Genomic DNA, 26,748 nt, shown 5'->3' with positions numbered 1-26,748 from the left:
GCCCAGCTGGACGGCGATGCGGACCGGAACGGTGAAGATCGTCACGTGTTCGGGCCAGGAGATGTCGCCGACCTGGGTGAGCGCGAGCCGGTTGATCCTGCGTCGCACGACCGGGTTCGTCGTGACCTCGATGTAGTCGACGCCCTGCTGTTTGAGGTTCTCGATGTTCCGGCGACCGATGTCGGAGAGCTTGTCGGTGGTCGCGGTCACGCACAGCGGGTTGGCACCGAGCTCGAGCATCCGGATCGTCTGGAACGTGCTGTCCTTGCCACCGCTCACGGGGATGATGCAGTCGTAGTTCGCACCGTTGGTCGAGCGGTAGCGGTCGAGGATCTCGACCAGCTCGTCACGCCGCGCGTCCCAGTCGACCTCCTGCCTGCGCTCGAAGTGGCGGCAGGCACTGCACACCCCCTCCTCGTCGAAGAGGATGTCGGGCTTGGTCTCGGGCATCACGCAGTGCCGGCAGTACCGGATCACACTCTTGTCTCCCACCCGTCTGAACGGAGCTCGCTCCCTCCATTGTCGACCATTCGGCGATGGCGATTGAGCGTCACGCCACGTTGTCCCAGCGTAAGCGCGACCCGGAAGCGTCCGAGGCGAAGCCTGCGGCCTCGAGCACTCTCCGTGTCGACTCGTCGTGCGCGGGCACGTTCGCGGTCAAGGCTCGAACCTGGAGGTCGCCCGCGAGCTCGCGCTGCAGCAGCTCGACAAGCTCTCCACCCCGCGCCGGCCCACCCTGACCGGGTGCCACGACGACGGCCACCTCGCCGACCGCCGCCGAGACGTCGACGCGGACGATGCCGATGGTTCGGTCGTCGACGAAGTCCTCTGCGCCCCCGGCCCGCGCCGCCTCGATCGCGTCTTCGATCTCCCCCATCGTCGCCATGCCGGTGGAGAGCACGAGTGGGCGACGCTTCGACCCGACGTAGCGCAGGAACGGGAGGTCGACGAGCTCGAACGAGGCGATCTTGTACGCGGCCACGTCGAGCGCGTCGAGCTCGTCGACCGCCTGCCGTACGATCTCGAGGTCGTGCGCGGTGTCTACCGTCCAGCGCTCGTGGCCCAGGAGCTCGGGGCCGCGCAGGGTCGCGAGCCGGAAACGCTCGGGGTGGCGGTACAGGAACGGCATCACGTGCTCGCGTTCGGCCGGGTCTTCTGCTTCTGCGGCTGCGACGCGCAAGGCCTCCGCGCGCGCCACCTCGACGTCGAGGCCCTTCGGGAACGTGCGGGGGATCACGTTCGACGTGTAGTCCGCATGGCGTTCGTGATGGAGCTCGAGCGTCGCGACGATCACCTCGGGGTCCGCGAGGGGACAGTCGCCGGTGAGCCGCACGACGTGCTCCGCCGGATGGGCTTCCAGGGCCTGCTCGAAACGGGCGAGGACGTCGTGCTCCGGCCCTCGCACGACGCGCACACCGAGCGTCGCGCCGAGCGCCGCGACGGCGTCGTCGCCCGGCTCCGTGCTGGTGGCCACCACGAGCTCCGAGACGGGCAGCCGGCGTAGCCGCTCGAGCATGAACTGCAGCATCGGCCGCCCCCCCAGGTCGGCGAGGACCTTGCCGGGCAACCGCGTCGACCCCATCCGCGCCTGGATCACGCACAGGGTGCTCACCGTCGGGGGCACCCGCTCGCATCACAGGAGGCCAGCGAGCACCTCCACGACGAGGTCCTGCTCGACCTCGGTGAGGTCCGGGAAGAGCGGCAGCGACAGCAGACCCTCGTAGGCCCGCTCGGTGTTGGGGAAGGCGGCGTTGGGGAAGGCGTCGCGGTAGATCGGGTGGCGGTAGATCGGCACGTAGTGCACCTGCACGCCGATGCCCGCCCGGTGCAGCCCGTCGTAGACGCGGCGACGGTCGCGTACGCGCACCGGGAACAGGTGGTACGCGTGCGTGAACCCCGGAGGGGGCTCGGGCGGGAGCTCGAGCGAGAGCCCGGCGAGGCGCTCGCGATAGGCGACGGCCAACGCCTGTCGCCGGGCGACGAAGCGGTCGAGCTTGCCCAACTGGCTCGTGCCCAGGGCCGCTTGGATGTCGGTGAGCCGGTAGTTGTAGGCGAGGTGGTCGATCTCGTAGTACCAACCGCCGCCCGCGGGCTTGGGCACGATCCCGTGATGGCGGAACGCCCGCAACCGGTCGACCAGATCGGAGGAGTTGGTGGTGACCGCACCACCCTCTCCGGTCGTGATGGCCTTCACCGGATGGAAGGAGAAGACGCACATGTCGGAGTGCGCGCAGTTGCCAACGGGGCCATCGGGCGTCATCGCACCGAGCGCGTGAGCCGCGTCCTCGATGACCAGGGGCGGCCGGTGGGGGAGCGCGGCGAGGTGCATGGGCAGTCCGGCGTAGTGCACTGCCACCAGGCCGGCACAGTCCTGCGGGATCCGGTGGGGGTCGAGGTTCAACGTCGAGGGGTCGATGTCGACGAGGCCCGGCGTTGCGCCGACATAGCGGACGCAGTTCGCGCTGGCTGCGAACGAGAGCGGCGACGTGACGACGACGTCGCGTGGACCGAGCTCCGCGGCCGCCGCGGCCGCGTGCAGCGCCGCGGTTCCGTTCGCGAACGCGACCGCGAACCGGGCACCGACCCGCCGGGCCAGCCCCTCCTCGAACTCGTCGATGTAGGGGCCCTGGGTCAAGCGGTCACTCTTCAGCACCTTCACCACGGCGGCGATGTCGTCGTCGTCGATCGACTGGTGCCCGTACGGGATCACGGGAGCATGGCGGTGAGCTCCTCCCGCGTGAGCCACCACTCGTTCCGGTCGCTCGAGTAGACGAAGCCGTCGTCGAGCGGCTTTCCGTCCAGCCAGCGGGGGTGGTCGTCCCACCACGGGTGCTCGGGGAGGACCACGTACACACCATCCGCGTCGACGGCGTGACGGCTCTCGTCCACCGTGAGCAGGAGCTCGTGCAGCTTCTCGCCCGGCCGGATACCGACGATCTCGCGGGGCAGTCCCGGCGCCATCGCATCGGCGAGGTCGACCACCCGCATCGACGGGATCTTGGGGATGAACACCTCGCCTCCGACCATGTTGTCGAGCGCGAAGAGCACGAGGTCGACGGCCTGCTCGAGGGTGATCCAGAAGCGCGTCATGCGCTCGTCGGTGATCGTGAGGCGGCCCTCACTCACCTGCTGGCGGAAGACGGGGACGACCGATCCTCGCGAACCGACCACGTTTCCGTACCGGACGCAGGAGAGTCGCGTCTTGGAGAGCGACGCGTACGCGTTGCCCTGCACGACGATCTTCTCTGCACACAGCTTCGTGGCGCCGTACAGGTTCACCGGGTTCACGGCCTTGTCGGTGGAGAGCGCCACCACCTTTTGCACACCCGCGTCGATGGCAGCGTCGATCACGTGCTGTGCGCCGAGCACGTTCGTGCGCACGGCTTCGAACGGGTTGTACTCACACGCCGGCACCTGCTTCATGGCCGCGGCGTGGATGACGATGTCGGCTCCCTCCGCCGCTCGGGTCATGCGGGACCGATCACGGACGTCGCCGCGTCGCCGAAGCGGCTGAGCATCTCCGACTGCTTCAGCTCGTCGCGCGAGTACACCCGCACCACCGAATCGGGCCAGTCGCGGGTCACTCGTCGCGCGAACGCGTTACCGAAGGAGCCGGTCCCGCCGGTGAGCAGAATCGTCGCGCCTGAAAGGTCCATCTTCCCTATCCTGCCCCGCCCGACGTCCGGGCAGGTGCACCCGAAGCACTATCACCGTCGTCGCGTGAGCTCGGCGACTTGAACCGGGTGAGACGCGCTGGGCCGATCAGACGATCGCCAGCATGCGCTCCAACGCCACCCGGGCAGACGCTGCGGTCTCGTCGTCGACGGTGATGCGGTTGACCACCCTCCCGTCGACCAGGTTCTCGAGCACCCAGGCCAGGTGGGCGGCGTCGATGCGAAACATGGTGGAGCACGGGCAGATGAGCGGGTCGAGCGACACCACCGTGCGGTCGGGGTGCTCGGAGGCGAGCCGCTGCACCAGGTGGATCTCGGTGCCGACCGCGAGAGTGGAGCCGGCGGGCGCCGCCTCGACGGCTCGGATGATGAAGTCGGTCGAGCCGACCTGATCCGCCACCTCGACCACGTCGTGGGAGCACTCGGGATGAACGATCACGATGCCGTCCGGGTGCTCCGCACGGAACGCCTCGATGTGGTCGACGCCGAAGCGCTGGTGCACCGAGCAGTGCCCCTTCCAGAGCAGGAAGGTCGCGTCCTTGACCTCGCGCTCCTCGAGCCCGCCGACCTCGAACTTCGGGTTCCAGACCCGCATGTCGGCCTCGTGGAAGCCGAGGTCGTAGGCGGTGTTGCGGCCCAGGTGCTGATCGGGGAAGAAGAGCAGCTTCTCCCCGCGTCCCAGGGCCCACGCGACGACGGCCCGCGCGTTCGACGACGTGCACACGGCTCCACCGTGGCGGCCGACGAATGCCTTCAGTGCGGCCGACGAGTTCATGTACGTGATCGGCACCAGCTGCTCGATGTCGGTGATCGCATCGAGGGCGTCCCAGGCCTCCTCGACCGAGTCGATGTCGGCCATGTCGGCCATCGAGCATCCTGCGTTGAGGTCGGGGAGGATCACCTGCTGGTGGTCGGCGGTGAGGATGTCGGCCGACTCGGCCATGAAGTGCACACCGCAGAACACGATGTACGCGGCGGAGCGGTTGTCGGCCGCCAGCCGCGACAGCCCGAAGGAGTCGCCCCGAGCGTCGGCCCAGCGCATCACCTCGTCGCGCTGGTAATGGTGGCCGAGGATCATCAGCCGCGACCCGAGCGTCGATTTGGCCGCGGCGATCCACGCGGCCAAGGCGTCGTCGGTTGCACCGGAGTAGCGCTCGGGGAGCGCCGTCTGGATTCTGAGCATGAGGAGCGGACCTCCGCTGAGGAGCTCCGATTACGGCCGGCGGGGACAGCCTGGTCGCCCATCCGCGGGGTTGTCGGCCTCGGAGCTGATATGTCGCCGGAAACCAGGCCGGCGTAGCCCGAGTGTACGCCTGACGGTCACCTTGCGTCGCCCGTTCGGCGGTAGATGACGACGGTGCCGTAGCGGTGAGAGGTGAAGCCGGGCAGCTCGGGTGGCGGCCCGTCGAGCGCGGCGATGGCCACCGTGTCGATGGTGGCGGCCACCTCAGGCGACACGCGTGCGACCGACGCCGCGATCGGGAACGGCTGGCGCGCCTCGGCGAACGGATACGGGTAGGGCAGCAGGAAGTCGCGCTGGCTGAGGTGCGGGGCGAGCTGGTCGTCGGCCACCACCCGGTCATTGGGGCCGACGGACGAGAGCGCACGGCGGGCGTCGCCCGCGGCGACCGTCTCGTCAGTGAGTGATTTCGTGTCGAGCGGGCCCAGCGCGAGCAGCACGATCACGGTGACGGCCGGGACCAGGACCCGGCTTGCGGCGCGGGCGCGCTCGGCGTCGAGCCGCGTGACGCCGGTCGCGGCCGCAAGGAGCAGGAAGGGCAGTACCGGGGCCTCGTAATGGAAGCGCAACGTGTGCAGGTTCGCGTCCTGGGCGGTGAGAAATGGCAGTGCGACCAGGCCCGCGAGCAGCAGCCGGCGCGGGCTCAGGACGGGCAGGATGGCCAGCGCCCCGAGGCAGATCACCACGAGCGTGAGGTTGTCCACCCGGCCCAGGCCGAGCACGAGGCGGGGGAGCGTGCGCCAGGGGTGGAGCAGGGCGTCTCCCGGTGTGGCCGCGAGGTAGCCGTACCGCGGCACCCAGTGCCGGCTGGCACCGAGCGCGCTGCCGACCGCGCCGCCCACGAGCACCCAGGCCAGGCCAACGGCCGCGAGCGCGACGCGCTGCCGCCGGTCGCGCGTCGAGGGGGCAGCCGTCCAACCGGCCAGTGCCATCGCGGCGACGGCGAGCCCGAGGTCGTCGCGGATGAGCAGCAGCGCCACCGACATGAGGGCCAGCATGCGAAGGTCGTGGCGCAGCGCGGCGGCGAGGCCCACGACGAGGAACGGCACCGCGAGCGTTGTGGGGTGGAAGTCGACGAGCAGCGCGTTCCACAGCAGCGGCGTCGCCGCGTAGGCGACCAGGAAGCCGCGCTGTAGCCGGGCGTCGACACCGGCGGCGCGCAGGAGCGAAGGCACCGCGAGGAACCCGGTCGCGAACGCGATCGCCTGGGCGAGGAACAGCCACAGCGGTGTTGCCGCCAGCCGGTAGAGGGGAGCGAACAGCAGCAGCACCGGCGAGAGGTGGTCGGCGAAGACGTTCCAACCGATGACGGTGACATCGGGCGAGTGGCCGTGTGCGAGCTTCCAGACCGCCTGGTCGAACACCGCGAGGTCCATCGTGAGCGACCGGTAGCTGGAGAAGCGGTACCACTCGAGCGCGAGGGCGAGCAGGCCGAGCAGGGCTGCCACGGCGAGCACGCAGGGCCGAAGGTCGAGGTAGGGAGAGCGCCGGTCGAGGGAGGGCGCGGTGGGCGGGGCCACCGACGGAGCCATCGAACCAGTATCGACGATGGGTGCGGCACGATTGAGGTGTGCTCCAGCGGCCGCCTGCCGGCACCATCCCCGACGCACCCGGGTCCTACCAGTTCAAGGACCGTGACGGTCGCGTAATCTACGTCGGCAAGGCGAAGTCGCTCCGGTCGCGGCTGAGCAACTACTTCGGCAACCCGGCGCTGCTCCCACCGCGCACCGCGCAGATGGTGCAGGCGGCTGAGAGCGTCGAATGGATCCAGGTGCGCAACGACGTCGAGGCGCTCATGCTCGAGTACAGCCTCATCAAGGAGCACCGGCCTCGGTTCAACATCCGGCTGCGCGACGACAAGAGCTACCCGTTCCTCGCCATCACCCTCAGCGACGAGTGGCCGCGGGCGATGGTGATGCGGGGCCAGAAGCGCAAGGGCACGCGCTACTTCGGGCCCTACGGCCACGCGTACGCGATCCGCGAGACCCTCGACCTTCTTCTCCGCACCTTCCCCGTGCGCACGTGCTCCGACAACAAGTTCGAACGGCACCATCGCCAGGGCCGGCCGTGTCTGCTCTTCCACATCGAGAAGTGCGCGGGCCCGTGCGTCGGCAACATCGAGAGGGAGCCGTACGACGCGCTCGTCGCAGAGCTCATCGACTTCCTCGACGGCGACACCCAACCCGTGCTCCGCCGGCTCGACGCGCACATGCGAGAGGCGGCCGACCAGCTCGAGTTCGAGCGCGCCGCGCGCCTCCGCGACCGCCTGGCCAGCGTGCAGAAGGCGATCGAGAAGCAGGCGGTCGTCACCGACCGACCCGAGGATCTCGACGTGATCGGGATCGCGGACGACGAGCTCGAGGCCTCGGTGCAGGTCTTCTACGTGCGCCGCGGCCGAGTGGTGGGCCGCAAGGGGTTCGTCGTCGACAAGGTCGAGGACGTCACCCCGGCCGGTCTGGTGAGCCACGTGTTGGAGGGGCTGTACCACGAGGCCGCCCTGGGCGTCCCCAAGGAGGTGTTGGTCCCGGTCGAGCCGGACGACCAGGCGCTGTACGAGACGTGGCTCACCGGCCAGCGCGGCTCGCGGGTCACGGTGCGCGTGCCGCAGCGGGGCGACAAGCGGTCGTTGCAGGCGACCGTCACGCAGAACGCCAAGGAGGAGTTCGTCCGCCACCGGCTCAAGCGGTCCGCCGACCACAACGCCCGGGCGCGCGCGATCAACGCCCTGCAGGAGGCGCTCGACCTGCCCGACGCCCCGTTGCGGATCGAGTGCTACGACATGAGCCACATCCAGGGCACCGACTACGTGGGCTCAATGGTCGTGATGGAGGACGCGCTGCCCAAGAAGAGCGAGTACCGCCGCTTCAAGGTGCGCTCGGTGTCGGGCAACGACGACTTCGCGGCGATGGAGGAGGTGCTGACCCGGAGGCTCGCCGCGCTCCAGGCCGAGCGCGACCGTCCCCCGGGCGAGGCGCGACGCCGCAGGTTCTCGTATCCGCCCAACCTGCTCCTCGTCGACGGCGGCAAGGGTCAGCTCAGCGTGGCCATGAAGGTGGTGGAGGACTTCGGGCTCGACGACGAGATCTCGGTCGCGGCGCTGGCCAAGCGCTTCGAGGAGGTGTTCGTGCCCGGCCAGGCCGATCCGATCCGGATTGCCAGGCAGTCGGAGGCCCTCTACCTCCTGCAGCGCATCCGCGACGAGGCCCACCGCTTCGCCATCACCTATCACCGCACGTTGCGCGACCGGCGCATGACGAAGAGCGTGCTCGACGACATCACCGGTCTGGGGCCGGCCCGGAAGAAGCGCCTGGTCAAGGAGCTCGGCGGCGTGGCGGGAGTGAGAAGGGCGTCGCTCGAGGAGTTGGAGGCGCTGGCCTGGCTTCCCGACGCGGTGGCGCGCGCGGTACATGCCAAGGTGCACCTGCCCTGAGCCGGTGCCGCACGAGGTGGTGGCACCCCCCGCGCGACACCGGTCAACGTCCTGGTCCGGCCTGATCGTCGTCGGTACGGTTGCGACATGGGGGTGGCGGTCGCGCTGGCGCGCGAGGGATTCCGTCGGCGCCGGGCCGCGCTCGCCGTCATCGCACTCGTGCTCGCGGGCGGTGTGGGCGCGGCGCTGACGAGCCTCGAGGTGGCCGAGCGCACGCGGCACGCCTACCCCGACTATCTCCACCGCGCCGCGGTCGGCGAGCTCGTCGTGAACCCGAGCCTGGTGACCGAGAAGACCGAGGCGCTCATCCGGTCTGTGCCGGGAGTGGTCCGGGTGAGGAGCGACTCCCTTCTCAACGCGTCGGCGGGCAAGGGCACCTCCGACTTCGGGCAAGTGCGCGCGTCCCACGACGGTCGCTACGTCGACCAGGACCGTCCCGCCGTCGACTCGGGACGGATGATCAAGTCGGGACAGGAGGCGTTCGTCAGTCGCGGAGCCGCCGCGGCCCTCGGTGTGACCGTGGGCGACACCTTGCCGGTGTCGTTCTACGAGGAGAGCTTCGCGGGACCCGACGCCCCGACGGCCCCGCGGCCGATCGGCGCGGTCCGGGTCCGCGTCGTCGGCATCGGGGTGTTCCAAGACGAGGTCCTGCCCGACGAGCTCTTCCCGCGCGAGAAGCTCCTCGTGACCTCGGAGGTGGCGCGCCCCTTCGATTGCACGCGTCACCAGCCCGACTCCGGCGACCTCCGCTCCCTCGAGGAGCTGGCGCCCACGCTCGTGCCTCCCGGATGCGCGCTGTCGTACCGCTACTTCTCCCTGCGCGTACGCGGCGGGGACGCCGGCGCGGTTCGTTTCGCCGACGCGCTGGCGGCCCGCTTCCGCCAGGAGAACGTGCGGCTTCCCCGCGCCATGCAGGACAACCACATCGGCTACGAGGTCATCCCGTCGTTTCGATCAGACGACTCGGCACGGGTGCAGAAGTCGTTGTCACCGGTCGTCACCGCCCTCCGAGCGTTCGGAGCCGTCGCCGGGATGGCCACGATCGCCGTCGCCCTCCTCCTCATCGGCCGGCTCCTCCGCCTGCGTGGGGACGACGTGCGCGTCTGGCGCGGGCTCGGGATCTCGCCTACCCGCCGCACGCTCGGGCTCGCGCTGCCACCCACGGGTGCTGTCGTCGCCGGCCTCTTCGGGTCGGTCGCCGTCGCATGGCTCGCGTCACCGCTGGGTCCGGTCGCCAGCGCGCGGGCCGTCGTACCCGCCGGCACGCGCCACCTCTCGATCGCGACGGTGCTCACGGTCGCGGCGGCAACCGTTCTGCTGGGAATCGGCGTGACCGTCGCCGCCCATCGCGTCGTCAGGTCATCGGCAGCCACCGCCGGGCGGACGCCGGCGCCCCGCCGCTCCTTCCCTGGCGCAGGGCGATCGCCGGGTCTCGCGCTGGGCATTCGGGCCGCGACCGTGGGGGGCGGTGCCAACGCGTTGCTCGCGGGCGTCGGCATCGCCGTGGCCGCGGCGACCGCCACGCTGGTCTTCAGCGCCAGCTTGGTTCGCTTTCTCGACACCCCTGCGCGCTTCGGATGGCCGTTCGACATCGGTGCGCTCGTGAACGCGGGCTACGGCCAAACGAACCTCGCCGCGGTCGCCAAGACCCTCGACCGCCCGGACGTCGAGCGGTGGGGCCTTGCCGCGATGTCGGGAGGCCTCGCGATCAACGGCGAGACGGTTCCCTTCGTCGCCGGGCGTCGGGGCTTCGACGCGTTCACCCGCGCGCTCATCATCTCGGGCCGCGCCCCGCGCCGCGACCACGAGATCGCCCTGGGGTCGATCACCGCCCGGCACCTCCACCTTCACGTGGGGGACGAGGCAACCGTCGCGACGTCCCGGGGCAAGCGCAAGGCCCGCGTCACCGGTCTCGTGGTGCTCCCGAGCATCGGACCGTTCGAGTCGGACCGGGCGTCGCTCGGCACCGGCGCCTTGATCTCGTCCCCGCTCTTCGCGGCCGTCGTCGGAGGTGTTGACGTTGCCGACAACCTCGCCGGGTTCGTCGCCGTCGACCTGGCCGCGGGCGCCGACCCTGCGTCCTTCCTCGCCAAGGTTCGCCACGACCTCCCCGGGTGGGACCCGTTCCACGTCCCGCCCCCCAGCTATGCCGAGCCGGTCCGCCCGGCCACGGTCGTCGACGTCGCCGCCAGCCGGCGGGTGCCGGCGCTTCTCGCCGGTCTCCTCGGCCTGACGATGGCCGTCAGCGTCGTCACGGGCATCGCGTCGGGCACCCGGGCCCGCCGACGTGAGCTGGCCGTGCTGCGCGCGGTGGGAGCCGTGCCTCGGCAGCTGCGAGCATCGGTGCGCTGGCACGCGCTCGTCGTCGTCCTGATCGGTCTCGTGGTCGGCCTCCCCATCGGCATCGCGGCCGGGCGCGCCGGCTTCACCGTCTTCGCCCGTGACATCGGTGCGGCGACCCGCCCGGCAGTCCCGCCTGCGCTGCTGTCACTCATCGTGTTGGGCGCCGTCGTGCTCGCGTTGGTGGCGGCCGCCGTCCCCGCCCGTCGGTCGAGTCGATGGGCGGTGGCCGGCATGCTGTCGTGGGACGAAAGGGCTCACGCGTCGATGCGGGGCGCGGGCTCCGGCCCCGCCTGACGTACAGCTCGACGGAGCATCTCGCTTCTTGGTGCGCTCAACCACGTGAGGGTGGTTTAGCGCTACAAGAAGCGGGGTCAGCGAGCAGGCGCGGGCGTCTGGTGGCCGCATCGGCCCCCCATTTCGGGGACACTGACGATCCATGGCCCGGAAGCCACGGCAGGGCGGCGACCCCTGGGAGTTGAACGCCGGCTGGTGGCAGGACGCGTTCACCGAGGGCGCCGACCCCGAATATGCCGAACAGATCCTGCCGCTCGCGGCGGACCATCTCGCGGGAGCACAGGAGGTGCTCGACGTCGGCACCGGCGAGGGACAGGTTGCTCGCCTCGCTTGCGTGTCGGCTCCACACACGCGCGTCGTCGGCGTCGAGCCTGCGTGGGCGCAGTTGAAGGTCGCGGTCGCTCGCGCCGGCGGGCCCGTCTACGTGCGCGGGGGCGCGGCGGCGCTGCCGTTCGGCGACGGGCGATTCGACGCCGTCGTCGCCTGCCTGGTCTTCGAGCACATCGAGCCGCTCGACGCCGCGATCGCAGAGGTGGGGCGGGTGCTGCGGCCGGGAGGCCGTTTCCTGTTCTTCATGAACCACCCGTTGCTCCAGGTGCCCGGCTCGGGCTGGATCGACGACCAGGTGCTCGACCCGCCCGAGCAGTACTGGCGCATCGGTCCCTACCTCGTGGAGGACACGTCCCTCGAGGAGGTCGACAAGGGCGTCTTCATCCCGTTCGTCCACCGACCGCTGTCGCGCTACGTCAACGCGATGATCGCGGCCGGCCTGCTGGTCACGCGCATGGAGGAGCCGGCGCCACCGCCGGGGTTCCTTGCCCGAGCGGCGGAATACCGCGAGGCGGCGACGATTCCCCGCCTGCTGTTCCTCCGTGCCGAGAAGGTGGGGGGCGTCGGTATCCTGAGACGGACGTGAGCGAGTTCGTCATCATCACCGGTCTCTCGGGTGCAGGACGATCGCAGGCGTCCGACACGTTCGAGGACCTGGGCTGCTTCGTCATCGACAACCTTCCCCCGACCCTCATCGCCAAGGTGGCCGAGCTCGTGCAGGCGCCGGGCTCCACGACCGAGCGGGTCGCGCTGGCGGTTGGCACCGGCGCCTACCTCGAGGAGCTCGCACCCGCGCTCGACCAGCTCCGCAAGACCGGCGCCCACGTTCGCGTTCTGTTCCTCGAGGCGTCGAACGAGGTGCTCATCCGCCGTTACGAGAACACCCGCCGGCGTCACCCCCTCGCCGAGGGCGAGCGGGTATGGGAGGGCATCGAGCGCGAGCGGCAGCTCCTCGAGCCGGTCAAGGCCCAGGCCGACGTGGTCGTCGACACCACCGAGCTCAACGTCCACCAGCTGCGCGACCGGCTGCTCGACCTGTTCGGGCGCGAGACTCGGGCCAGCTTGCAGACGTCGGTCGTCTCGTTCGGCTACAAGCACGGCCTCCCGCTCGACGTCGACCTCGTGTTCGACACGCGCTTCCTGCCGAACCCGCACTGGGTCGACGCGCTGCGACCGCAGACCGGGCTCGACGACGACGTGCGCGCCTATGTCCTCGGGCAGCCCGAGAGCGACGCGTTCCTCGCCCAGCTCGACGAGCTCCTCGGGCTCCTGTTGCCGGCATTCGTGAAGGAGGGCAAGTCGTACCTCTCGATCGCGGTCGGGTGCACGGGTGGACGTCACCGCTCGGTGGTCATCGCCGAGGAGCTGGCCAAGCGGATGGCGGCGCGCGGCTTCGCTCCGAGCGTGCTGCACCGAGACATCGGGCGTTGAGGGGGTCGCGGGTCCCGTCATGAGACCGGCCACGGGTCCTGTCATTCAGGGTCCCTCCCCACGTCCTCGCTGCGCTGCGACGTGGGGCCCCTCCCTACGCGCCACCCGTGGCCTCGCTGCCACCCGCTCGCGCGCGTTGCTGGGTGCTGACGTGACCGGCCACGGGTCCTGTCGCTCAGGGTCCCTCCCCACGCCCTCGCTTCGCTGCGGCGTGGGGCCCCTCCCTACGCGCCACCCGTGGCCTCCCCGCCACCCGCTCGCGCGCGTTGCGGGGGTGGTGATGTGAACGTCGTTGCGCTCGGTGGGGGGCATGGGTTGGCGTCGACCCTGCAGGCCGTTCGGCGCTATGCGGATGACGTGTGCGCGATCGTCTCCGTCGCGGACGACGGCGGGTCGAGCGGGCGCCTGCGCCACGACCTCGGCATGCCCGCGCCGGGCGACCTCCGCCGCTGTCTCGTGGCGCTGGCCGACCCCGACTCGCTGTGGACCCGCGCCTTCGAGCACCGCTTCGAGGCGGGCGAGCTCGAGGGTCATGCGTTCGGCAACCTGGTGATCGCCGGTCTCACCGACGCGACCGGCGACTTCAGCGTCGCCCTCGAGGCCGCCGGACACCTGCTCGGCGTGGCGGGCCGGGTGCACCCGGCCACCCGCGAGCCGGTGGTGCTCAAGGCCGTGGCCGAGGGGGTGTCGGTCGAGGGTCAGACCGCGGTGCAGCAGGCGGGGCGCATCTCGGGCGTGTCGCTCGTACCCGCCGACCCGGCGCCTCCGGCCGCGGCGCTCGAGGCCCTCGCCGCCGCCGATCAGGTGGTGATCGGGCCGGGCTCGCTCTTCACCAGCGTCCTCGCCGTCGTCGCCGTGCCCGCGCTCCGCCGGGCCCTCGACACGACGCCGGGGCGCAAGGTCTACGTCGCCAACCTCCGCGAGCAGGTCCCCGAGACGGCCGGCTTCGACGTCGCCGCACACGTCGAGGCCCTCCGGTCGCACGGGCTCGAGGTCGACGTGGTGCTCTGTGACCCCCACGGTCTGCCGAGGGGCGAGATCCAGATCGAGTGGATCGAGGCGCCCGTGGCACGGCCCGACGGTTTGGCCCACGAGCCCGCACAATTGGCCCGCGCCCTCGCCGGTCTGGTCGGATAGGCGAGGTCGACACCGCAGTACGACAGGAGGACCAACAAAATGGCAACACGCGTCGGCATCAACGGCTTCGGTCGCATCGGCCGCAACTTCTACCGGGCGACGAAGAAGTCGGGCGCCGATGTCGCCGTCGTCGCGGTGAACGACCTCACGTCGCCTGAGGTCAACGCCCACCTGCTGAAGTACGACTCCACCTTCGGTCGCCTCGACGACGAGGTGAAGGTCACCGGCGACGGGATCCGCGTCGGTGCTGACTCGTTCAAGGTGCTCTCCGAACGCGACCCCAAGGCGCTTCCCTGGGCCGACCTCGGTGTCGACGTGGTCATCGAGTCCACGGGCATCTTCACCGACCGCGACAAGGCCGCCGCCCACATCGACGCCGGCGCACCGCGCGTGATCATCTCGGCGCCTGCCTCGGGTGCCGACGCAACGTTCGTCATCGGCGTCAACGACGACACGTTCGATCCGGCCAAGCACACCGTCGTCTCCAACGCCTCGTGCACGACCAACTGCTTCGTGCCGATGATCAAGGTGCTCGACGACGCCTTCGGTGTGGAGCGGGGGCTCATGACGACGGTGCACGCGTACACCAACGACCAGAACCTGCTCGACCTCGTGCACAAGGACCTGCGCCGGGCCCGTGCAGCTGCGGTCAACATCATTCCCGCCTCCACGGGAGCGGCTCGGGCCACCAGCCTCGTGATGGAGAGCATGAAGGGCCGCCTCGATGGCACCGCCCTCCGGGTTCCCGTGCAGGACGGCTCCGTCACTGACTTCACCGGCCTGCTCGGCAGGGACGTCACCGTCGACGAGATCACCGAGGACCCCATCGTGTCGTCCGACGTCGTCGGTTCGCCCGCGTCGTGCACGTTCGACGCGCCGCTCACGATGGTGTTGGGCAACATGGTCAAGGTGTTGGGCTGGTACGACAACGAGTGGGGCTACTCGAACCGCCTGGTCGACCTGGCCGCGATCGTCGGCTCCGCCAACAAGTGACCCGCACCGGTTGAGCGTCCCCCAACTCGAGGACCTTCCCGACCCACGCGGCAAGCGCGTTCTTCTACGCGCCGACTTCAACGTGCCGATCACCGCCGGCCGCATCGACGACGATCTGCGCATCCGCGCCGCGCTGCCCACCATCGAGTGGTTGCGGAAGCACGACGTCGCCTCGGTCACCGCGTGCAGTCACCTGGGCCGGCCCAAGGGCAAGCCCGACCCGCGGTATTCGATGGAGCCGGTGCGGGCGCGGCTGGCCGAGCTGGCGCCCGAGGTCGAGCTGCTCGAGAACCTGCGCTTCGACCCGGGCGAGGAGGGCAACGACCCCGCGTTCGTCGAGCGCCTGGTCGCGGGCCGCGACCTCTACGTCAACGACGCCTTCGGTTCGTCCCACCGGGCCCATGCGTCGATCGTCGGCCCCCCCGCCCGGCTTCCGAGCGCGGCGGGGCGGCTGCTCGCACGCGAGGTCGAGGTGTTGGGCACCCTGCTTCACGCGCCCCGCCGCCCCTTCGTCGCGGTGTTGGGCGGAGCCAAGGTGCACGACAAGCTCGGCGTGATCCGCGCCCTGCTCGCGCGGGTCGACACGCTTCTCGTCGGCGGGGGCATGTGCTTCACGTTCCTCGCCGCCCAGGGTCACGAGGTGGGCGACTCGCTGCTCGAGGTCGACCAGCTCGACGCCTGCCGGGAGCTCCTCGCCGGTCTCACGCCCGTCCTCGTGCCGTCCGACATCGTGGCTGCCGACCCCGACGGCGACGAGGTCCGCACCGTGAGCCGCGACGTTCCCCGACGTTGGAGGGGCTTCGACATCGGACCCGGGACGGCTGCGGAGTTCGCCGACGCCATCGTCGAGGCGGGCACCGTCTTCTGGAACGGGCCGATGGGCGTCTTCGAGGACGAGCGCTTCGCGGCGGGCACGCGCGCGGTGGCGGAAGCGGTGGCAGCGTGCCCCGGCTTCACCGTGGTCGGCGGCGGCGACAGCGCGGCTGCCCTGGCCAAGTTCGGGCTCGACGGCCAGGTCGACCACGTGTCCACCGGCGGTGGCGCTTCGCTGGAGTACCTCGAGCAGGGTGACCTGCCCGGGCTCGCGGCACTGAGAGGAGCGTCCAATGCCCGCTGAGCCGACGCGGAAGCCGCTCATGAGCGGCAACTGGAAGATGCACCACAACCACCTGGAGGCGATCCAGTTCGTGCAGAAGCTGAGCTACGCGCTCAACGCCGCGGACTATGACGCAGTCGACGTCTCGTTGCACCCACCGTTCACCGACCTCCGGTCGATCCAGACGGTGCTCGACGCGGACCGCATCCCGATCCTGCTCGGCGCGCAGAACTGCCATTGGGACGACAAGGGTGCGTTCACCGGCGAGGTGTCGCCGCCGATGCTGGCCAAGCTGGCTGTGGACCTCGTGATCGTCGGCCACTCGGAGCGACGCGAGATCTTCCACGAGAGCGACGAGTGGGTGAACCGGAAGGTGAAGGCCGTGCTCGCCGCACAGATGACGCCGATCATGTGCGTCGGGGAGACGCTCGCCGAGCGCGAGGCGGGTGACGCCGAGGCCAAGGTCGACCGGCAGGTGCGCGCCGGCCTCACGGGCGTCGCGGCCCATCAGGCGGCGGGCATGGTCATCGCCTACGAGCCGATCTGGGCCATCGGCACGGGCCAGACCGCAACTCCCGACGACGCGCAAGCGATGTGCGCCGCGGTGCGGGGTGTCGTCGCCGACCTCTACGACGCGGGCACCGCGGCCGCGACTCGCATCCAGTACGGCGGGTCGGTGAAGCCGGGGAACACCGCCGAGCTCATGAGCCGACCCGATGTCGACGGCGCCCTTGTCGGCGGCGCGAGCCTCGACCCCGACTCGTTCGCTCAAATCGTGCGGTTCCGGCTGGTTGCATAGCGCTTGACGGTGAACCGTCGAAGGCCTCTGGTAACCTTCGTTCCGGTGGTCCGCCCCCACGAGAGTTCACCACTGTGCTGACTGCGATCATCGTCGTCATCCACATCATCGTCTCGCTCATGCTCGTGCTGCTCGTGCTGCTCCACAGCGGCCGGGGTGGCGGCTTGTCCGACATGTTCGGTGGCGGCATGGGCAGCGCGGCGGCCGGGTCCACCGTGGTCGAGCGCAACCTCGATCGCATCACCGTCGCCACGGCGATCATCTTCGCCTTCACGACGCTCATCCTGGCCTTACGGCTGCAATAGAGAGTCCCCCCCAAGAGCCCCCCGGCTCGGGACAAGGAGGTTCCGAACCAGTGCAACGCATGCGAGGCGGCAAGCTACTGCTCGTACCCCTGCTCGCGGCCTTGATCGTGGCCGCCGGCTGCGGCAGCGACAAGAAGAAGACGACGGCCAGCCCGACGACAGAACAGGGAACAGTGGCCAAGGGTGGCACCCTCGTGCTCGGTGCCGAGCAGAATGGCGACTGCGCCGACTGGCTGGGGGCGTGCGCCGGCGCTTCGTGGAACATCTACATGATCCAGCAGCACACGGTGCCGCGGGCCTTCAACGTGAAGCCCGACGGCGAGTACGAGCCAAGTGTTCTGCTCGACGGTGAACCCACGTTCGAGAGCACCCCGAAGCAGAAGGTCACGTACAAGATCCGTGCCGACGCGGTTTGGTCCGACGGACAGCCCATCACGTCCTCGGACTTCAAGTACGTCTGGGATCAGGCCAAGAACGGCACCGACATCTACGACAAGACCGGCTACAAGGACATCGAGAGTGTCGACGACTCCAATCCCAAGGTCGCGGTCGTGACCTACAGCACCCCGTACGCCGACTGGAAGGACCTGTTCGGCGGCAACTACGGCGTGTGGCCCAGTCACCTTCTCCTCGGCAAGGATCGCGACGCGGAGACGAAGGACGGATACACCTGGTCCGGTGGCCCGTGGAAGCTCGATCACTGGACGAAGGACGTCGAGGTGAAGCTGGTCCGCAACGACAAGTACTGGGGCAAGAAGCCGAACCTCGACGCCGTCGTGTTCAAGGTCATTTCCGACACGGCCGCGGAGATTCAGGCCTACAAGACCGGCCAGGTCGATGGCATCTACCCGCAGGTGCAGCTCGAGCTCGCGACACTCAAGAACCAACCCAACACGTCGTTCAGCACCACACCGGGATTCTCCTACGAGGCGATCTGGTTCAACACCTCCAAGCCGCCCCTCAACAGCCAAGCGGTCCGNCGATCGTCGACCGGCTCTTCGGCCCGATCTCCAAGGACATCCAGCCGCTCCAGTCCTTTACGACGCCGCGCAACAAGACCTACTACACCAAGTCGTTCTCCCAATACGTCAAGGATCTGTCCAAGGTCAACAGCCTGATGACCGGCGACGGCTGGGCGAAGGGCAGCGACGGCATCTGGGCCAAGGGCGGTCAGAAGGCGTCGTTGACGGTCAGGGTCACCGCCGGCAACAAGCGGAGGGAGCTCACCGAACAGATCCTGCAGAGTCAGTGGAAGGACGCCGGCTTCGAGCTCACGACCGACAACCAGAGCTCGAGCATCCTCTTCGGCCAGTCGCTGCCGAACGGCGACTTCCAGGTCGCACTCTTCGCGCAGGTCCCGACGAGCAAGAGCCCGGCTCAGTGCGTCAACTTCTGCACCGAGAGCATCCCGACGGATGCCAACAAGTCGGGCACCAACTACTACCGGATCAGTGACCCGGAGCTCGACAGGATCTGGAAGCAGGTCGACCAGGTCTCCGCCGAGAGCCAGCGCGCCGGCCTGGTGAAGCAGGGCGCCGACCGCCTGGGGGAGCTGGTCCCCGCCATCCCGCTCTTCCCGAACACCGTGGTGTACAACACGGCAAAGCTGGGCGGCAACATCATCGACAACCCGAGCGTGCTCGGCATGTTCTGGAACTTGAACGAGTGGTACTGCAAGGGCGGGAAGTGCTAGCTGCTCGCTGAGGACGTGACCACGGGTCCCGGGTCCGTGCCGGGGCCCGTGGCGTCGAATTCAACTGTGTACAATTCGCAGAGATGGTGACGTTCGTAGTACGGCGTGTCGCCTATTCGATTCCCGTGCTGCTGATCGCGTCGGTTCTCGTCTTCGGCTTCGTCCGCGCCACGACCGACCCCCTCGCTCGACTGCGCCAAGGCAGTCGCGATCCGCAGGCCGTTCCGCGGGAGCGGGCGCGTCTGGGCCTCGACAAGCCTTTGCCCACCCAGTACTGGAAGTGGCTGAGCGGGTTCGTGCGGGGAAGCTGGGGCGACAGTTTCATCACCCGACGCAGCGCGGCCCAAGAGATCCGCGCCAAGTTGTGGAACACGCTCCAGCTCATCATCTGGGGCATTCTGCTGTCCGCCCTGGTGGCCATCGCCGTCGGCGTCTACTCGGCCTCGCGGCAGTACTCGGTGCTCGACTACACCTTCACGACGGGGTTGTCGTTTCTGGGTTTGTCGATGCCGGTCTTCTGGTTCGCGCTCATGGCGATCCAGTTCCTGGTGTACGAGCCGCGCCAGATCTTTCATCTCGATCAACCGATCCTCTACTCGGTGGGTCTTCACAGCGCCACACCTCAGCCGTTCGACTACGTGCGGCACCTGGCGCTACCCGTTCTGACGCTCTCGGTACAGCTCGTCGCCGGGTGGAGTCGCTATCAACGGTCGTCGATGCTCGACGTGATGTCGTCGGACTACATCAGGACGGCTCGCGCCAAAGGTTTGCCGCGGCGGAAGGTGCTCCTCAAGCACGGCCTCCGCAACGCGCTCATCCCGCTCACGACCGTGATGGCCATCGACATCGGAGCGCTCTTCGGTGGGCTGATCATCACCGAGAAGATCTTTGCCTGGCCGGGCATGGGCAAGCTGTTCCTCGACGCTTTGATCGACGGCGACACCAACGTCCTCTTGCCATGGGTGATGGTGACGGCGGTCTTCATCATCGGCTTCAACCTACTGGCCGACATCTTGTACGGCGTCCTCGATCCGAGGATCCGGCTCTCGTAGACAGCGAGGCACCATGGCGATCCGAGACAAAGGAGGTGCGGCGGAGGCGAAGGCCGCGGCCGCCGTCGGCAGCGGTGCGCTGGCGTCCGAGGCGACCCACGTCGGTGCCGGAGCAACCGTGCTCCAGCCCGTCGCCCGAAGCCAGTGGCAGCTGTTTCGCCGCCGCTTCTTCAAGCACAAGGTGGCGGTGGCGGCCGGTGTGGTCCTGCTCTTGCTGTACCTGAGCGCGATCTTCGCGGGTCAGGTGACCCGCTATCCCTTGAATCCCAACATCGCCCAAACCCAAGCACAGGCCGGGCCGTCGGCCTCGCACTGGTTCGGCACCGACGAGCTCGGCCGCGATCAGTTCACTCGCATCATCTACGCGGGACGCATCTCGCTGGCGATCGGCTTGTCGGTCGCGGTGGTATCCACCGCGGTGGGCTCGCTCATCGGCGCGGCCGCAGGGTATTTCGGGCGCTGGGCCGACCAGCTGCTCATGCGCCTCACCGATCTGTTCCTGGTCGTGCCCGCGCTCGCCATCCTGCTCATCGCCCAGAAGAAGTTCGGTGGCTCCGTGCCGGTGATCATCATCGTCCTCTCCCTACTCTTCTGGCAGTACATCGCGCGCGTCGTCCGTGGTGTCTTCCTCTCCCTCAAGGAGAAGGAGTTCGTCGAGGCGGCGAGGGCGTCCGGCGCGTCGAGCTGGCGGATCATCTTCCGTCACATGCTGCCGAACGCGATCGGGCCCATCGCCGTGAACGCCACGCTCGCCGTCGCACTTGCCATCCTGACCGAGTCGACGCTGTCCTTCCTCGGCTTCGGTGTGAGACCGCCGACGGTTTCCTGGGGGAACATGCTGCAGCAGTCCGAAGGAGCCGTGGGCACTTCGAACGCCTACCTCATCTACTTCCCGGGCCTGTTCATCCTCGTGACGGTCATGGCCGTGAACTTTCTCGGCGACGGCCTACGCGACGCGTTCGATCCCCAGTCGAAGCATTGATCGGGTACCGGTGACCGACCTCGACCCGTTCGTCGATCGGCAGAAGCCCGCCGCTCCGTCGGGCTCGGGTGAGGCCGTCCTGTCCATCCGCGACCTGCGCGTGCAGTTCCCGACCGACGAAGGCGTGGTCAAGGCCGTCGACGGCGTCACCCTCGACGTCTATGAGAACGAGGTCCTCGGCATCGTCGGCGAGTCGGGCTCGGGCAAGAGCGTCACCTCGATGGCTGTTCTGGGGCTGCTTCCCAAGTCGGCGCGCATCACGGGCGAGATCTTCTATCGGGGTCGGAACCTGCTCGACCTGAGCGAGCGCGAGCTGCAGCGGTATCGAGGCGAGAAGCTCGCCATGGTGTTCCAGGACGCACTCGCCGCGCTCAACCCCGTCTACACGGTTGGGGACCAGATCGGCGAGGCGATCCAGGTTCACCACGACGTGAAGGACAAAGCCGTGCGCGCACAAGTGCTCCACCTGCTCGACCTCGTCGGCATCCCCAACCCCAAGGCTCGCGCCGACCAGTACCCGCACGAGTACTCGGGCGGGATGCGCCAGCGCGCCATGATCGCAATGGCGATCGCCAACGACCCCGACGTGCTGATCGCCGACGAGCCAACGACCGCGCTCGACGTCACCATCCAGGCTCAGGTGCTCGAGGTGCTCGAGCGGGTGCAGGATCGCACGAACTCGGCCATCGTCCTCATCACGCACGACCTCGGGGTGGTGGCAGGCGTGGCCGACCGGGTTCTCGTGATGTATGCGGGCAGGCCTGTGGAGACAGGTAACGTTGATCAGATCTTCTACAAACCACAGCACCCCTACACCCTGGGACTGCTCGCGTCGCTGCCACGCCTCGATCAGAACGCCGAGGGGATGCGGCTCTACCGCATCCGGGGCCAGCCTCCCTCGCTCATCCACGTACCGACCGGCTGCGCGTTCCACCCGCGCTGCGACTACGCGCAGCTGCCGGAGCCCTGCGCCTCCCTTGAGCCGGAGCTACGTTCCGTCGACGATCTCGATCATCGCGCGGCCTGTCATTTCGCCGAGAAGGTGGCGGGAACCAGCCCGGACGACGTTCGCCCCGCCGTGGCGACGCCGTGACGGACACCGCGCTCACCCCGCCCACCGGCGCGAGCGGGCCCTCCTCGGGCGAGAAGATCCTCGACGTCCGTGGTCTGGTCAAGCACTTCCCGGTGCGCGCCGGTCTGTTCCGGCGCGTCGTCGACGAAGTTCACGCAGTGTGCGGGGTGACCTTCGACGTCCACAGGGGTGAGACCCTCGGCCTGGTGGGGGAGTCGGGCTGCGGGAAGTCCACGACCGGTCGCCTGATCCTCCGACTCATCGACGCCACCTCGGGGTCCGTCTATTTCCGGGGCACCGACATCGTTGGCCTCGACCGGGGTGAGATGCGCAACCTCCGGCGCTCCGTCCAGATCGTCTTCCAGGACCCGTACGCGTCACTCAACCCACGCATGACGGTCAACGCGGTCATCGCCGAGCCGCTCCACGTGCACCACCTGTGGAGCATGGGCGGAAAGGAGCGGGTGAAGGAGCTCATGTCGCTCGTGGGCCTGAACCCCGAGTACGTGAACCGCTATCCCCACGAGTTCTCGGGCGGCCAGCGCCAGCGCATCGGCATCGCCCGCGCGCTGGCCCTCGACCCCGAGCTGCTCGTTCTCGACGAGCCCGTGTCCGCCCTCGACGTGTCCATCCAGGCCGGCGTCATCAACCTGCTCGAGGAGATCCAGGAGCGGCTGGGACTCGCCTACCTGTTCATCGCCCACGACCTCTCCGTCGTTCGCCACATCTCTGATCGTGTGGCGGTGATGTACCTGGGCAAGATCGTCGAGATCGGGTCGCGCGACGCGATCTACGAGCGCCCCGCCCACCCCTACACCCAGGCGCTCCTGTCGGCTGTCCCGATCCCCGACCCCGTCCGCGAGCGGAAGCGGAGGCGCATCATCCTCACGGGCGACGTGCCGAGCCCCGTGAGCCCTCCGTCGGGATGCAGGTTCCGCACGCGCTGCTGGAAGGCGCAGAGCATCTGCGCAGAGGAAGAGCCCGCGCTCGTTGACCGCGGCCAGGCGCACCCTGTCGCGTGCCATTTCGCCGAAGCCATCGAGGTCGTCTGACCGATGCGTCGTGCAATCCCTGTCCTGGTCGCGTTCGCGCTCGCACTCACGGGGTGCACGGGCGGGAACGACAACGGCGCAGGTGACAAACCCCGGCGCGGTGGGATCCTCCGGGTCGGGGTCATCGGTCCGCAGGGCGAGCCGGCGATCGAGCGTCTCCAGTCGCTCGATCCCGCCCAGGCCCGTTCGTTCGCCGAGCTCTTGGCGGTGGACCAGCTCTTCGAGTCGCTGACCTCCTACGACGCGCGCACGCTGAAGGTGCGTCCCGGCCTCGCGATGAGCTGGAAGTCGACACCGGACCAGCAGCACTGGGACTTCACGCTCCGCAAAGGTGCGATGTTCGCCAACCGTCGCCCGGTGACCTCGGCCGACGTGAAGTACTCACTCGAACGCGTCGCGCGCAAGGGCTCCACGTCGCCGGTCGCGCTCCAGCTCGAACCGGTCACCGGCTTCCGGGCCTTCAACGTCGACGGGACGGCGCCCGGGCTGGCGGGAATCGTGGCGCCCGCTCCGAATGTCGTCCACATCGACCTCGACCAGCCGCTGTCGTCGTTGCCGGCCGTTCTCGGGAGCCCGGTCTTCGGCATCGTCCCCAAGGAGGCGGTGGAGGCGCTGCCCCCCGCCAAACCGTTCGCCGAGCAGCCGGTCGGAAGCGGGCCATTCGTCGTGCGCTCGCGGACCCCGTCGGTCATCCACCTCGCGCGGGCGCCCGGCTCGCATGCGCAGCTGGCAGGGCTCGACCTCGTGCTGCACAGCGATCAGACGGCGGCCTACAACGCGTTCACGCGAGAGCAGCTCGATTTCAGCCCGGTCCCGCTCAGCCGGGTGGAGGAGGTTCGACGCACTCGTGGCGGCGCTGCGTCGCGCCCGTATCTGGCCGAGCTCTTCTACGGCTTCAATCTCAAGAACCCGAAGTTCGCGGATCCTCGTTTTCGAGAGGCGATCGTGCGCGCCATCGATCGCGACGCCATCGTGAAGAAGGTCTACAAGAACACCGTGCGGCCCAGCATCGGCGTGGTGCCGATGGGCACGCCCGGGTACGTGCCTGACATCTGCGGCGACAAGTGCCGGTACGACCCGGCGGCGGCTCGGGCGCTCGTCGCGCAGGTATTCGGTGTGACTCCGCCGACGCCGGTCACGATCGACTTCGACGAGGACCCCACCCAGCGGAGCATCGCGCTCGACATGATGGCCAACCTGAACGCGGTCGGCATCCCCACCACGATCCGTCCCCATCTGCCCGGCGACTACCTGAAGTTCGCGGTCAGCGGCCAGCAGGAGCTGTTCCGCCTCGGTTGGATCGGCGCCTACCCGACAGCCGACGCGTTTCTCTCACCGCTGTTCGTCAGCGGGCTCCCCGACAACGTCACCGGGTTCTCCTCTCCCGAGATCGACACGCTCCTGAAGGGCGCGCGTGCGCAGGCCGACGAGAGCCGACGCACTGAGCTCTACCGGGAAGCCGAGCGCAAGATCATGGAGCAGGTCCCCCTGGTGCCGATCGCCCAGTTCGACACGCACGCGGTCGTTGCCCCGCGGGTGCGCGACCTGGTTCTCACTGCAGCGGGCACCTTCGACGCATCACGTGTGTGGCTGACCACCGCCTCCGGTTCGCACTAGCGCTCGCGCTGGGCGTCGCCCTCGCGCTGACCGCGTGCACGGACCGGAACGACAGAGGTCACCCGGCACGCTCGAGCTCCACCTCGACCGCGGTCGTGCGCCCGCGTGGGGGCACGGCGCGGGTGGGTGTCTGGGAGGAACCCGACGCGGCCGCGACGAACCTCGGCGGGGCGGCCGTGCGGGCGCTCGTCTACCCGCAGCTCTTCGTGGCCCGGCCGGACGGCTCGTGGCAGCCGTCCCTCGTGGAGCCCGGGTCCGATCGGCTCGCGCCCGACCGCCGGTCGGCAACGTTTCGGTTCCGGCGAGGCGCATTGTGGTCCGACGGCACGCCGATCACGGCCGGTGACCTGCGCCGGGTGCCCGAGCCCTACGTGGTGGCTGTCGACGGTCCTGCGCCCGACGGTCGAATCACGGTGCGCTTCAGCCAGCCGCTGCCGGGCTGGCGCCGGCTGTGGTCGGTGACCTCGTCGGTGTCGCCACCGCGCCCGGGTCTGTGGGGCGGACCGTTCGTGCAGGCTCGGTATACGCCGGGACTCGAGGCAGTGCTGCGGCGCAACGCGCGTTGGTACGACGGGCCCGGGCCCTTCCTCGACGAGGTGCGACTCGTACTTGTCCCCGACGCCGTGACCGCGCGCCAGCTTCTGGCGCGCGGCGAGCTCGACGTGGTGATGCCACCGAGCGCGTCGGTGCGTACCGAGCAGTTGCGGGCGATCCCCGGCGTGTCCGTCGCGACCTCGACGCGCACGGGTTGGTGGGTGGGGCTGCAAGCGAACCCGAAGCAGCTGAATGCGGACACGCGACGATCGCTGTTCCGGTTCGTCGACAGGAGCGCGTTCGTTGCAACGTTGCTGCGCGGCGAGGCCGCCGTCTTGAACGGGTTCGCCGGCTCCGGCGACACGACGTGGGCCGTGGCACCGTCCGCAGGCAAGCCCGGGTCGATCGAGCTGACGGAGGCGGCGGAGGAACCGATGGCCGGCGTGCTGGCCAAGGCGCTGCAACGGGGTGGGCGTGCTGCCGGAAGCGTCGTCGCGCTGCGCACCGCTCCGGTCGATCAGGTCCAGCAATGGGTCGCCTCGGGAACGTACCAAGCCGCCATCGTGACCAACCTCGACGGACCCGACGCGTGCTGGACGTGCCGCTGGGGGGATGTCGACACCGTGCTCGCGGCCTCGGCGGACAGCGGTGACGCGGCGGCGGTCCGCCGGCTCGAGGTGCGATTGCGTGACGAGGCGCTGCTCCTGCCAATGTGGCGGCCCACCGCCGTCGTCGCGTGGCGCATCGGTCTGTCGGGTGTGCGGGTCAACGGGTACGCGTCCTCCGCGGCATGGAACGCGTACGAGTGGTGGCGAGCGAGCTGACCGGCGACCACCTCCGTGGGCAGACACCCGTTCGAGCCACCCGCGAGTAAAGTGACCGCTCCACGTCGGAGTGGCGGAATAGGCAGACGCGCTAGCTTGAGGGGCTAGTGCCCGCAAGGGCGTGGGGGTTCAAGTCCCCCCTCCGACACGCTGCGATGTCTCGGGACACCGTGCACAGGTGTCTCGGGACATCCTTCACGTTTGGGCTGTGGTTGGTAATTCCGAGTCGGATCGAGCTCGAAGTCGCGAAGCAGCTCGCCGTCGGTGGTGGTGATCCGCACGTGCAGGTCTTTCACGAGGATCAGCACTGGTCGGCGTCGGTGGCGCCGGCCGATGCCGATGTGATGCAGCCGGCTGCCGTGGCGCAGGGTGAGCTTGCCATTGGCGTCGACAGTGTCGTGGCGCACGCGGAAGTGCGCGTCGATGAGCGGGGTCCCTGAGGGAACTGCCTTGGGTCGAGCGTTGTACGCCTGCTGCGGCGTACCGCGGTGCAGCGCGCGATGCGGCCTCTCGCGGTTGTAGTAGCTGGCGAAGATGTCGAGCTGACGCTCACGTCGACCCGGCCACGACTGGGCGGAGCCGGGGGGTGAAGCGACTCTCTCTCTACCTCGGCTCGGCGGTGCTCGTCGCGGCCGCGTCGCTGGCTGCGATCAGCGGTCGAAACAGTGCCCCGCGGAGGTCTCCCCGAGTACTCGTTCCGAGGGATGGCGGGACTTGCTCTTCTCCGCCCAACGGCTTCCTTTTCTCACAGACCGTTGACGGAGTGCAGATGAGTGTCTGTGTCTCCCAAGAGGGCAACATCAACCAGATCAGATATCCAGATGTCGGCCATCCCCAGTTGGCTTTGACG

General features: G+C 69.1%; 21 protein-coding genes, 1 tRNA gene and 3 pseudogenes (1 of these 25 only partly in view). 18 read left to right on the top strand and 7 right to left on the bottom strand.

Going from position 1 to position 26,748, the window contains the following annotated elements; genetic code table 11:
* The 6 genes and pseudogenes from E6G06_15630 to E6G06_15605 all read right to left on the bottom strand — a co-directional run.
* Positions 1-453: pseudogene (locus E6G06_15630) on the bottom strand (N-acetyl sugar amidotransferase) (it extends 670 nt beyond the left edge of the window).
* A 97-nt stretch (positions 454-550) separates the two neighbouring features.
* Positions 551-1,624 (bottom strand): hypothetical protein, encoded by a 1,074-nt coding sequence (locus E6G06_15625; GenBank protein ID TML88751.1) that lies wholly within the window; start codon positions 1,622-1,624, stop codon positions 551-553.
* A 9-nt stretch (positions 1,625-1,633) separates the two neighbouring features.
* Entirely contained in the window at positions 1,634-2,710 is a 1,077-nt protein-coding gene (locus E6G06_15620; GenBank protein TML88750.1) for a UDP-4-amino-4,6-dideoxy-N-acetyl-beta-L-altrosamine transaminase, read from the bottom strand.
* Positions 2,707-3,656 (bottom strand): annotated as a pseudogene (gene pseB, locus E6G06_15615) (UDP-N-acetylglucosamine 4,6-dehydratase (inverting)). Before pseB ends, E6G06_15620 begins: the two are co-directional and overlap by 4 nt.
* A 106-nt stretch (positions 3,657-3,762) precedes the next feature.
* Positions 3,763-4,857 carry a quinolinate synthase NadA gene (gene nadA, locus E6G06_15610; GenBank protein TML88749.1) on the bottom strand — a complete coding sequence of 365 codons (1,095 nt, stop codon included), beginning with the start codon at positions 4,855-4,857 and terminating at the stop codon, positions 3,763-3,765.
* 137 nt (positions 4,858-4,994) lie between these two features.
* Positions 4,995-6,446, bottom strand: a complete 1,452-nt coding sequence (locus tag E6G06_15605) for a DUF2079 domain-containing protein (GenBank protein ID TML88748.1) — start codon at positions 6,444-6,446, stop codon at positions 4,995-4,997.
* A gap of 38 nt (positions 6,447-6,484) precedes the next feature.
* Here E6G06_15605 and uvrC point away from each other — a divergent pair, with 38 nt between their 5' ends.
* From uvrC to E6G06_15515, 18 genes are all read left to right on the top strand, one after another.
* On the top strand, positions 6,485-8,344 hold the full coding sequence (uvrC, locus tag E6G06_15600) for an excinuclease ABC subunit UvrC (GenBank protein ID TML88747.1): 1,860 nt from the start codon (positions 6,485-6,487) through the stop codon (positions 8,342-8,344).
* 87 nt (positions 8,345-8,431) lie between these two features.
* Complete coding sequence (locus tag E6G06_15595) at positions 8,432-10,981, top strand: FtsX-like permease family protein (GenBank protein ID TML88746.1); 2,550 nt, start codon at positions 8,432-8,434, stop codon at positions 10,979-10,981.
* 142 nt (positions 10,982-11,123) lie between these two features.
* Positions 11,124-11,897: a class I SAM-dependent methyltransferase gene (locus E6G06_15590; GenBank protein ID TML88745.1), complete on the top strand. Its 774-nt coding sequence runs from the start codon at positions 11,124-11,126 to the stop codon at positions 11,895-11,897.
* Positions 11,894-12,742, top strand: coding sequence for an RNase adapter RapZ (gene rapZ / locus E6G06_15585; GenBank protein ID TML88744.1), 849 nt, complete (start codon positions 11,894-11,896; stop codon positions 12,740-12,742). The genes E6G06_15590 and rapZ overlap by 4 nt, the downstream gene beginning before the upstream one ends.
* Before the next feature lie 168 nt (positions 12,743-12,910).
* The gene (locus tag E6G06_15580) at positions 12,911-13,879 is read left to right on the top strand and encodes a YvcK family protein (protein TML88743.1); all 969 of its coding nucleotides are present in this window, start codon (positions 12,911-12,913) and stop codon (positions 13,877-13,879) included.
* Positions 13,880-13,918: 39 nt separating this feature from the next.
* Complete coding sequence (gap, locus tag E6G06_15575) at positions 13,919-14,872, top strand: type I glyceraldehyde-3-phosphate dehydrogenase (protein ID TML88742.1); 954 nt, start codon at positions 13,919-13,921, stop codon at positions 14,870-14,872.
* A gap of 10 nt (positions 14,873-14,882) precedes the next feature.
* Entirely contained in the window at positions 14,883-15,989 is a 1,107-nt protein-coding gene (locus tag E6G06_15570) for a phosphoglycerate kinase (protein ID TML88741.1), read from the top strand.
* Positions 15,979-16,767 (top strand): triose-phosphate isomerase, encoded by a 789-nt coding sequence (locus E6G06_15565; GenBank protein ID TML88740.1) that lies wholly within the window; start codon positions 15,979-15,981, stop codon positions 16,765-16,767. The genes E6G06_15570 and E6G06_15565 overlap by 11 nt, the downstream gene beginning before the upstream one ends.
* Before the next feature lie 86 nt (positions 16,768-16,853).
* Positions 16,854-17,072, top strand: coding sequence for a preprotein translocase subunit SecG (secG, locus tag E6G06_15560; GenBank protein ID TML88774.1), 219 nt, complete (start codon positions 16,854-16,856; stop codon positions 17,070-17,072).
* Positions 17,073-17,122: 50 nt separating this feature from the next.
* The gene (locus tag E6G06_15555; GenBank protein ID TML88739.1) at positions 17,123-18,190 is read left to right on the top strand and encodes a hypothetical protein; all 1,068 of its coding nucleotides are present in this window, start codon (positions 17,123-17,125) and stop codon (positions 18,188-18,190) included.
* Positions 17,758-18,765, top strand: coding sequence for a hypothetical protein (locus tag E6G06_15550; GenBank protein TML88738.1), 1,008 nt, complete (start codon positions 17,758-17,760; stop codon positions 18,763-18,765). Before E6G06_15555 ends, E6G06_15550 begins: the two co-directional genes overlap by 433 nt.
* 83 nt (positions 18,766-18,848) lie before the next feature.
* Positions 18,849-19,817 carry an ABC transporter permease gene (locus E6G06_15545; protein TML88737.1) on the top strand — a complete coding sequence of 323 codons (969 nt, stop codon included), beginning with the start codon at positions 18,849-18,851 and terminating at the stop codon, positions 19,815-19,817.
* Between the two features lie 13 nt (positions 19,818-19,830).
* Positions 19,831-20,799 carry an ABC transporter permease gene (locus tag E6G06_15540; GenBank protein TML88736.1) on the top strand — a complete coding sequence of 323 codons (969 nt, stop codon included), beginning with the start codon at positions 19,831-19,833 and terminating at the stop codon, positions 20,797-20,799.
* A 10-nt stretch (positions 20,800-20,809) separates the two neighbouring features.
* Positions 20,810-21,892: an ABC transporter ATP-binding protein gene (locus tag E6G06_15535; protein ID TML88735.1), complete on the top strand. Its 1,083-nt coding sequence runs from the start codon at positions 20,810-20,812 to the stop codon at positions 21,890-21,892.
* On the top strand, positions 21,889-22,923 hold the full coding sequence (locus E6G06_15530) for a dipeptide ABC transporter ATP-binding protein (protein TML88734.1): 1,035 nt from the start codon (positions 21,889-21,891) through the stop codon (positions 22,921-22,923). Before E6G06_15535 ends, E6G06_15530 begins: the two co-directional genes overlap by 4 nt.
* Before the next feature lie 3 nt (positions 22,924-22,926).
* On the top strand, positions 22,927-24,540 hold the full coding sequence (locus E6G06_15525; GenBank protein TML88733.1) for an ABC transporter substrate-binding protein: 1,614 nt from the start codon (positions 22,927-22,929) through the stop codon (positions 24,538-24,540).
* The gene (locus E6G06_15520) at positions 24,510-25,898 is read left to right on the top strand and encodes a hypothetical protein (protein TML88732.1); all 1,389 of its coding nucleotides are present in this window, start codon (positions 24,510-24,512) and stop codon (positions 25,896-25,898) included. Before E6G06_15525 ends, E6G06_15520 begins: the two co-directional genes overlap by 31 nt.
* Before the next feature lie 64 nt (positions 25,899-25,962).
* Positions 25,963-26,046, top strand: a tRNA-Leu gene (locus E6G06_15515).
* A gap of 145 nt (positions 26,047-26,191) precedes the next feature.
* On the opposite strand, the pseudogene E6G06_15510 reads toward E6G06_15515, so the two are convergent.
* Positions 26,192-26,440: pseudogene (locus E6G06_15510) on the bottom strand (IS481 family transposase).
* Positions 26,441-26,748: the final 308 nt, after the last annotated feature.

It is taken from the genome of Actinomycetota bacterium, from assembly GCA_005888325.1.
Classification (GTDB): domain Bacteria; phylum Actinomycetota; class Acidimicrobiia; order Acidimicrobiales; family AC-14; genus AC-14.
This window is presented reverse-complemented; position numbering and strand designations above follow the sequence as displayed.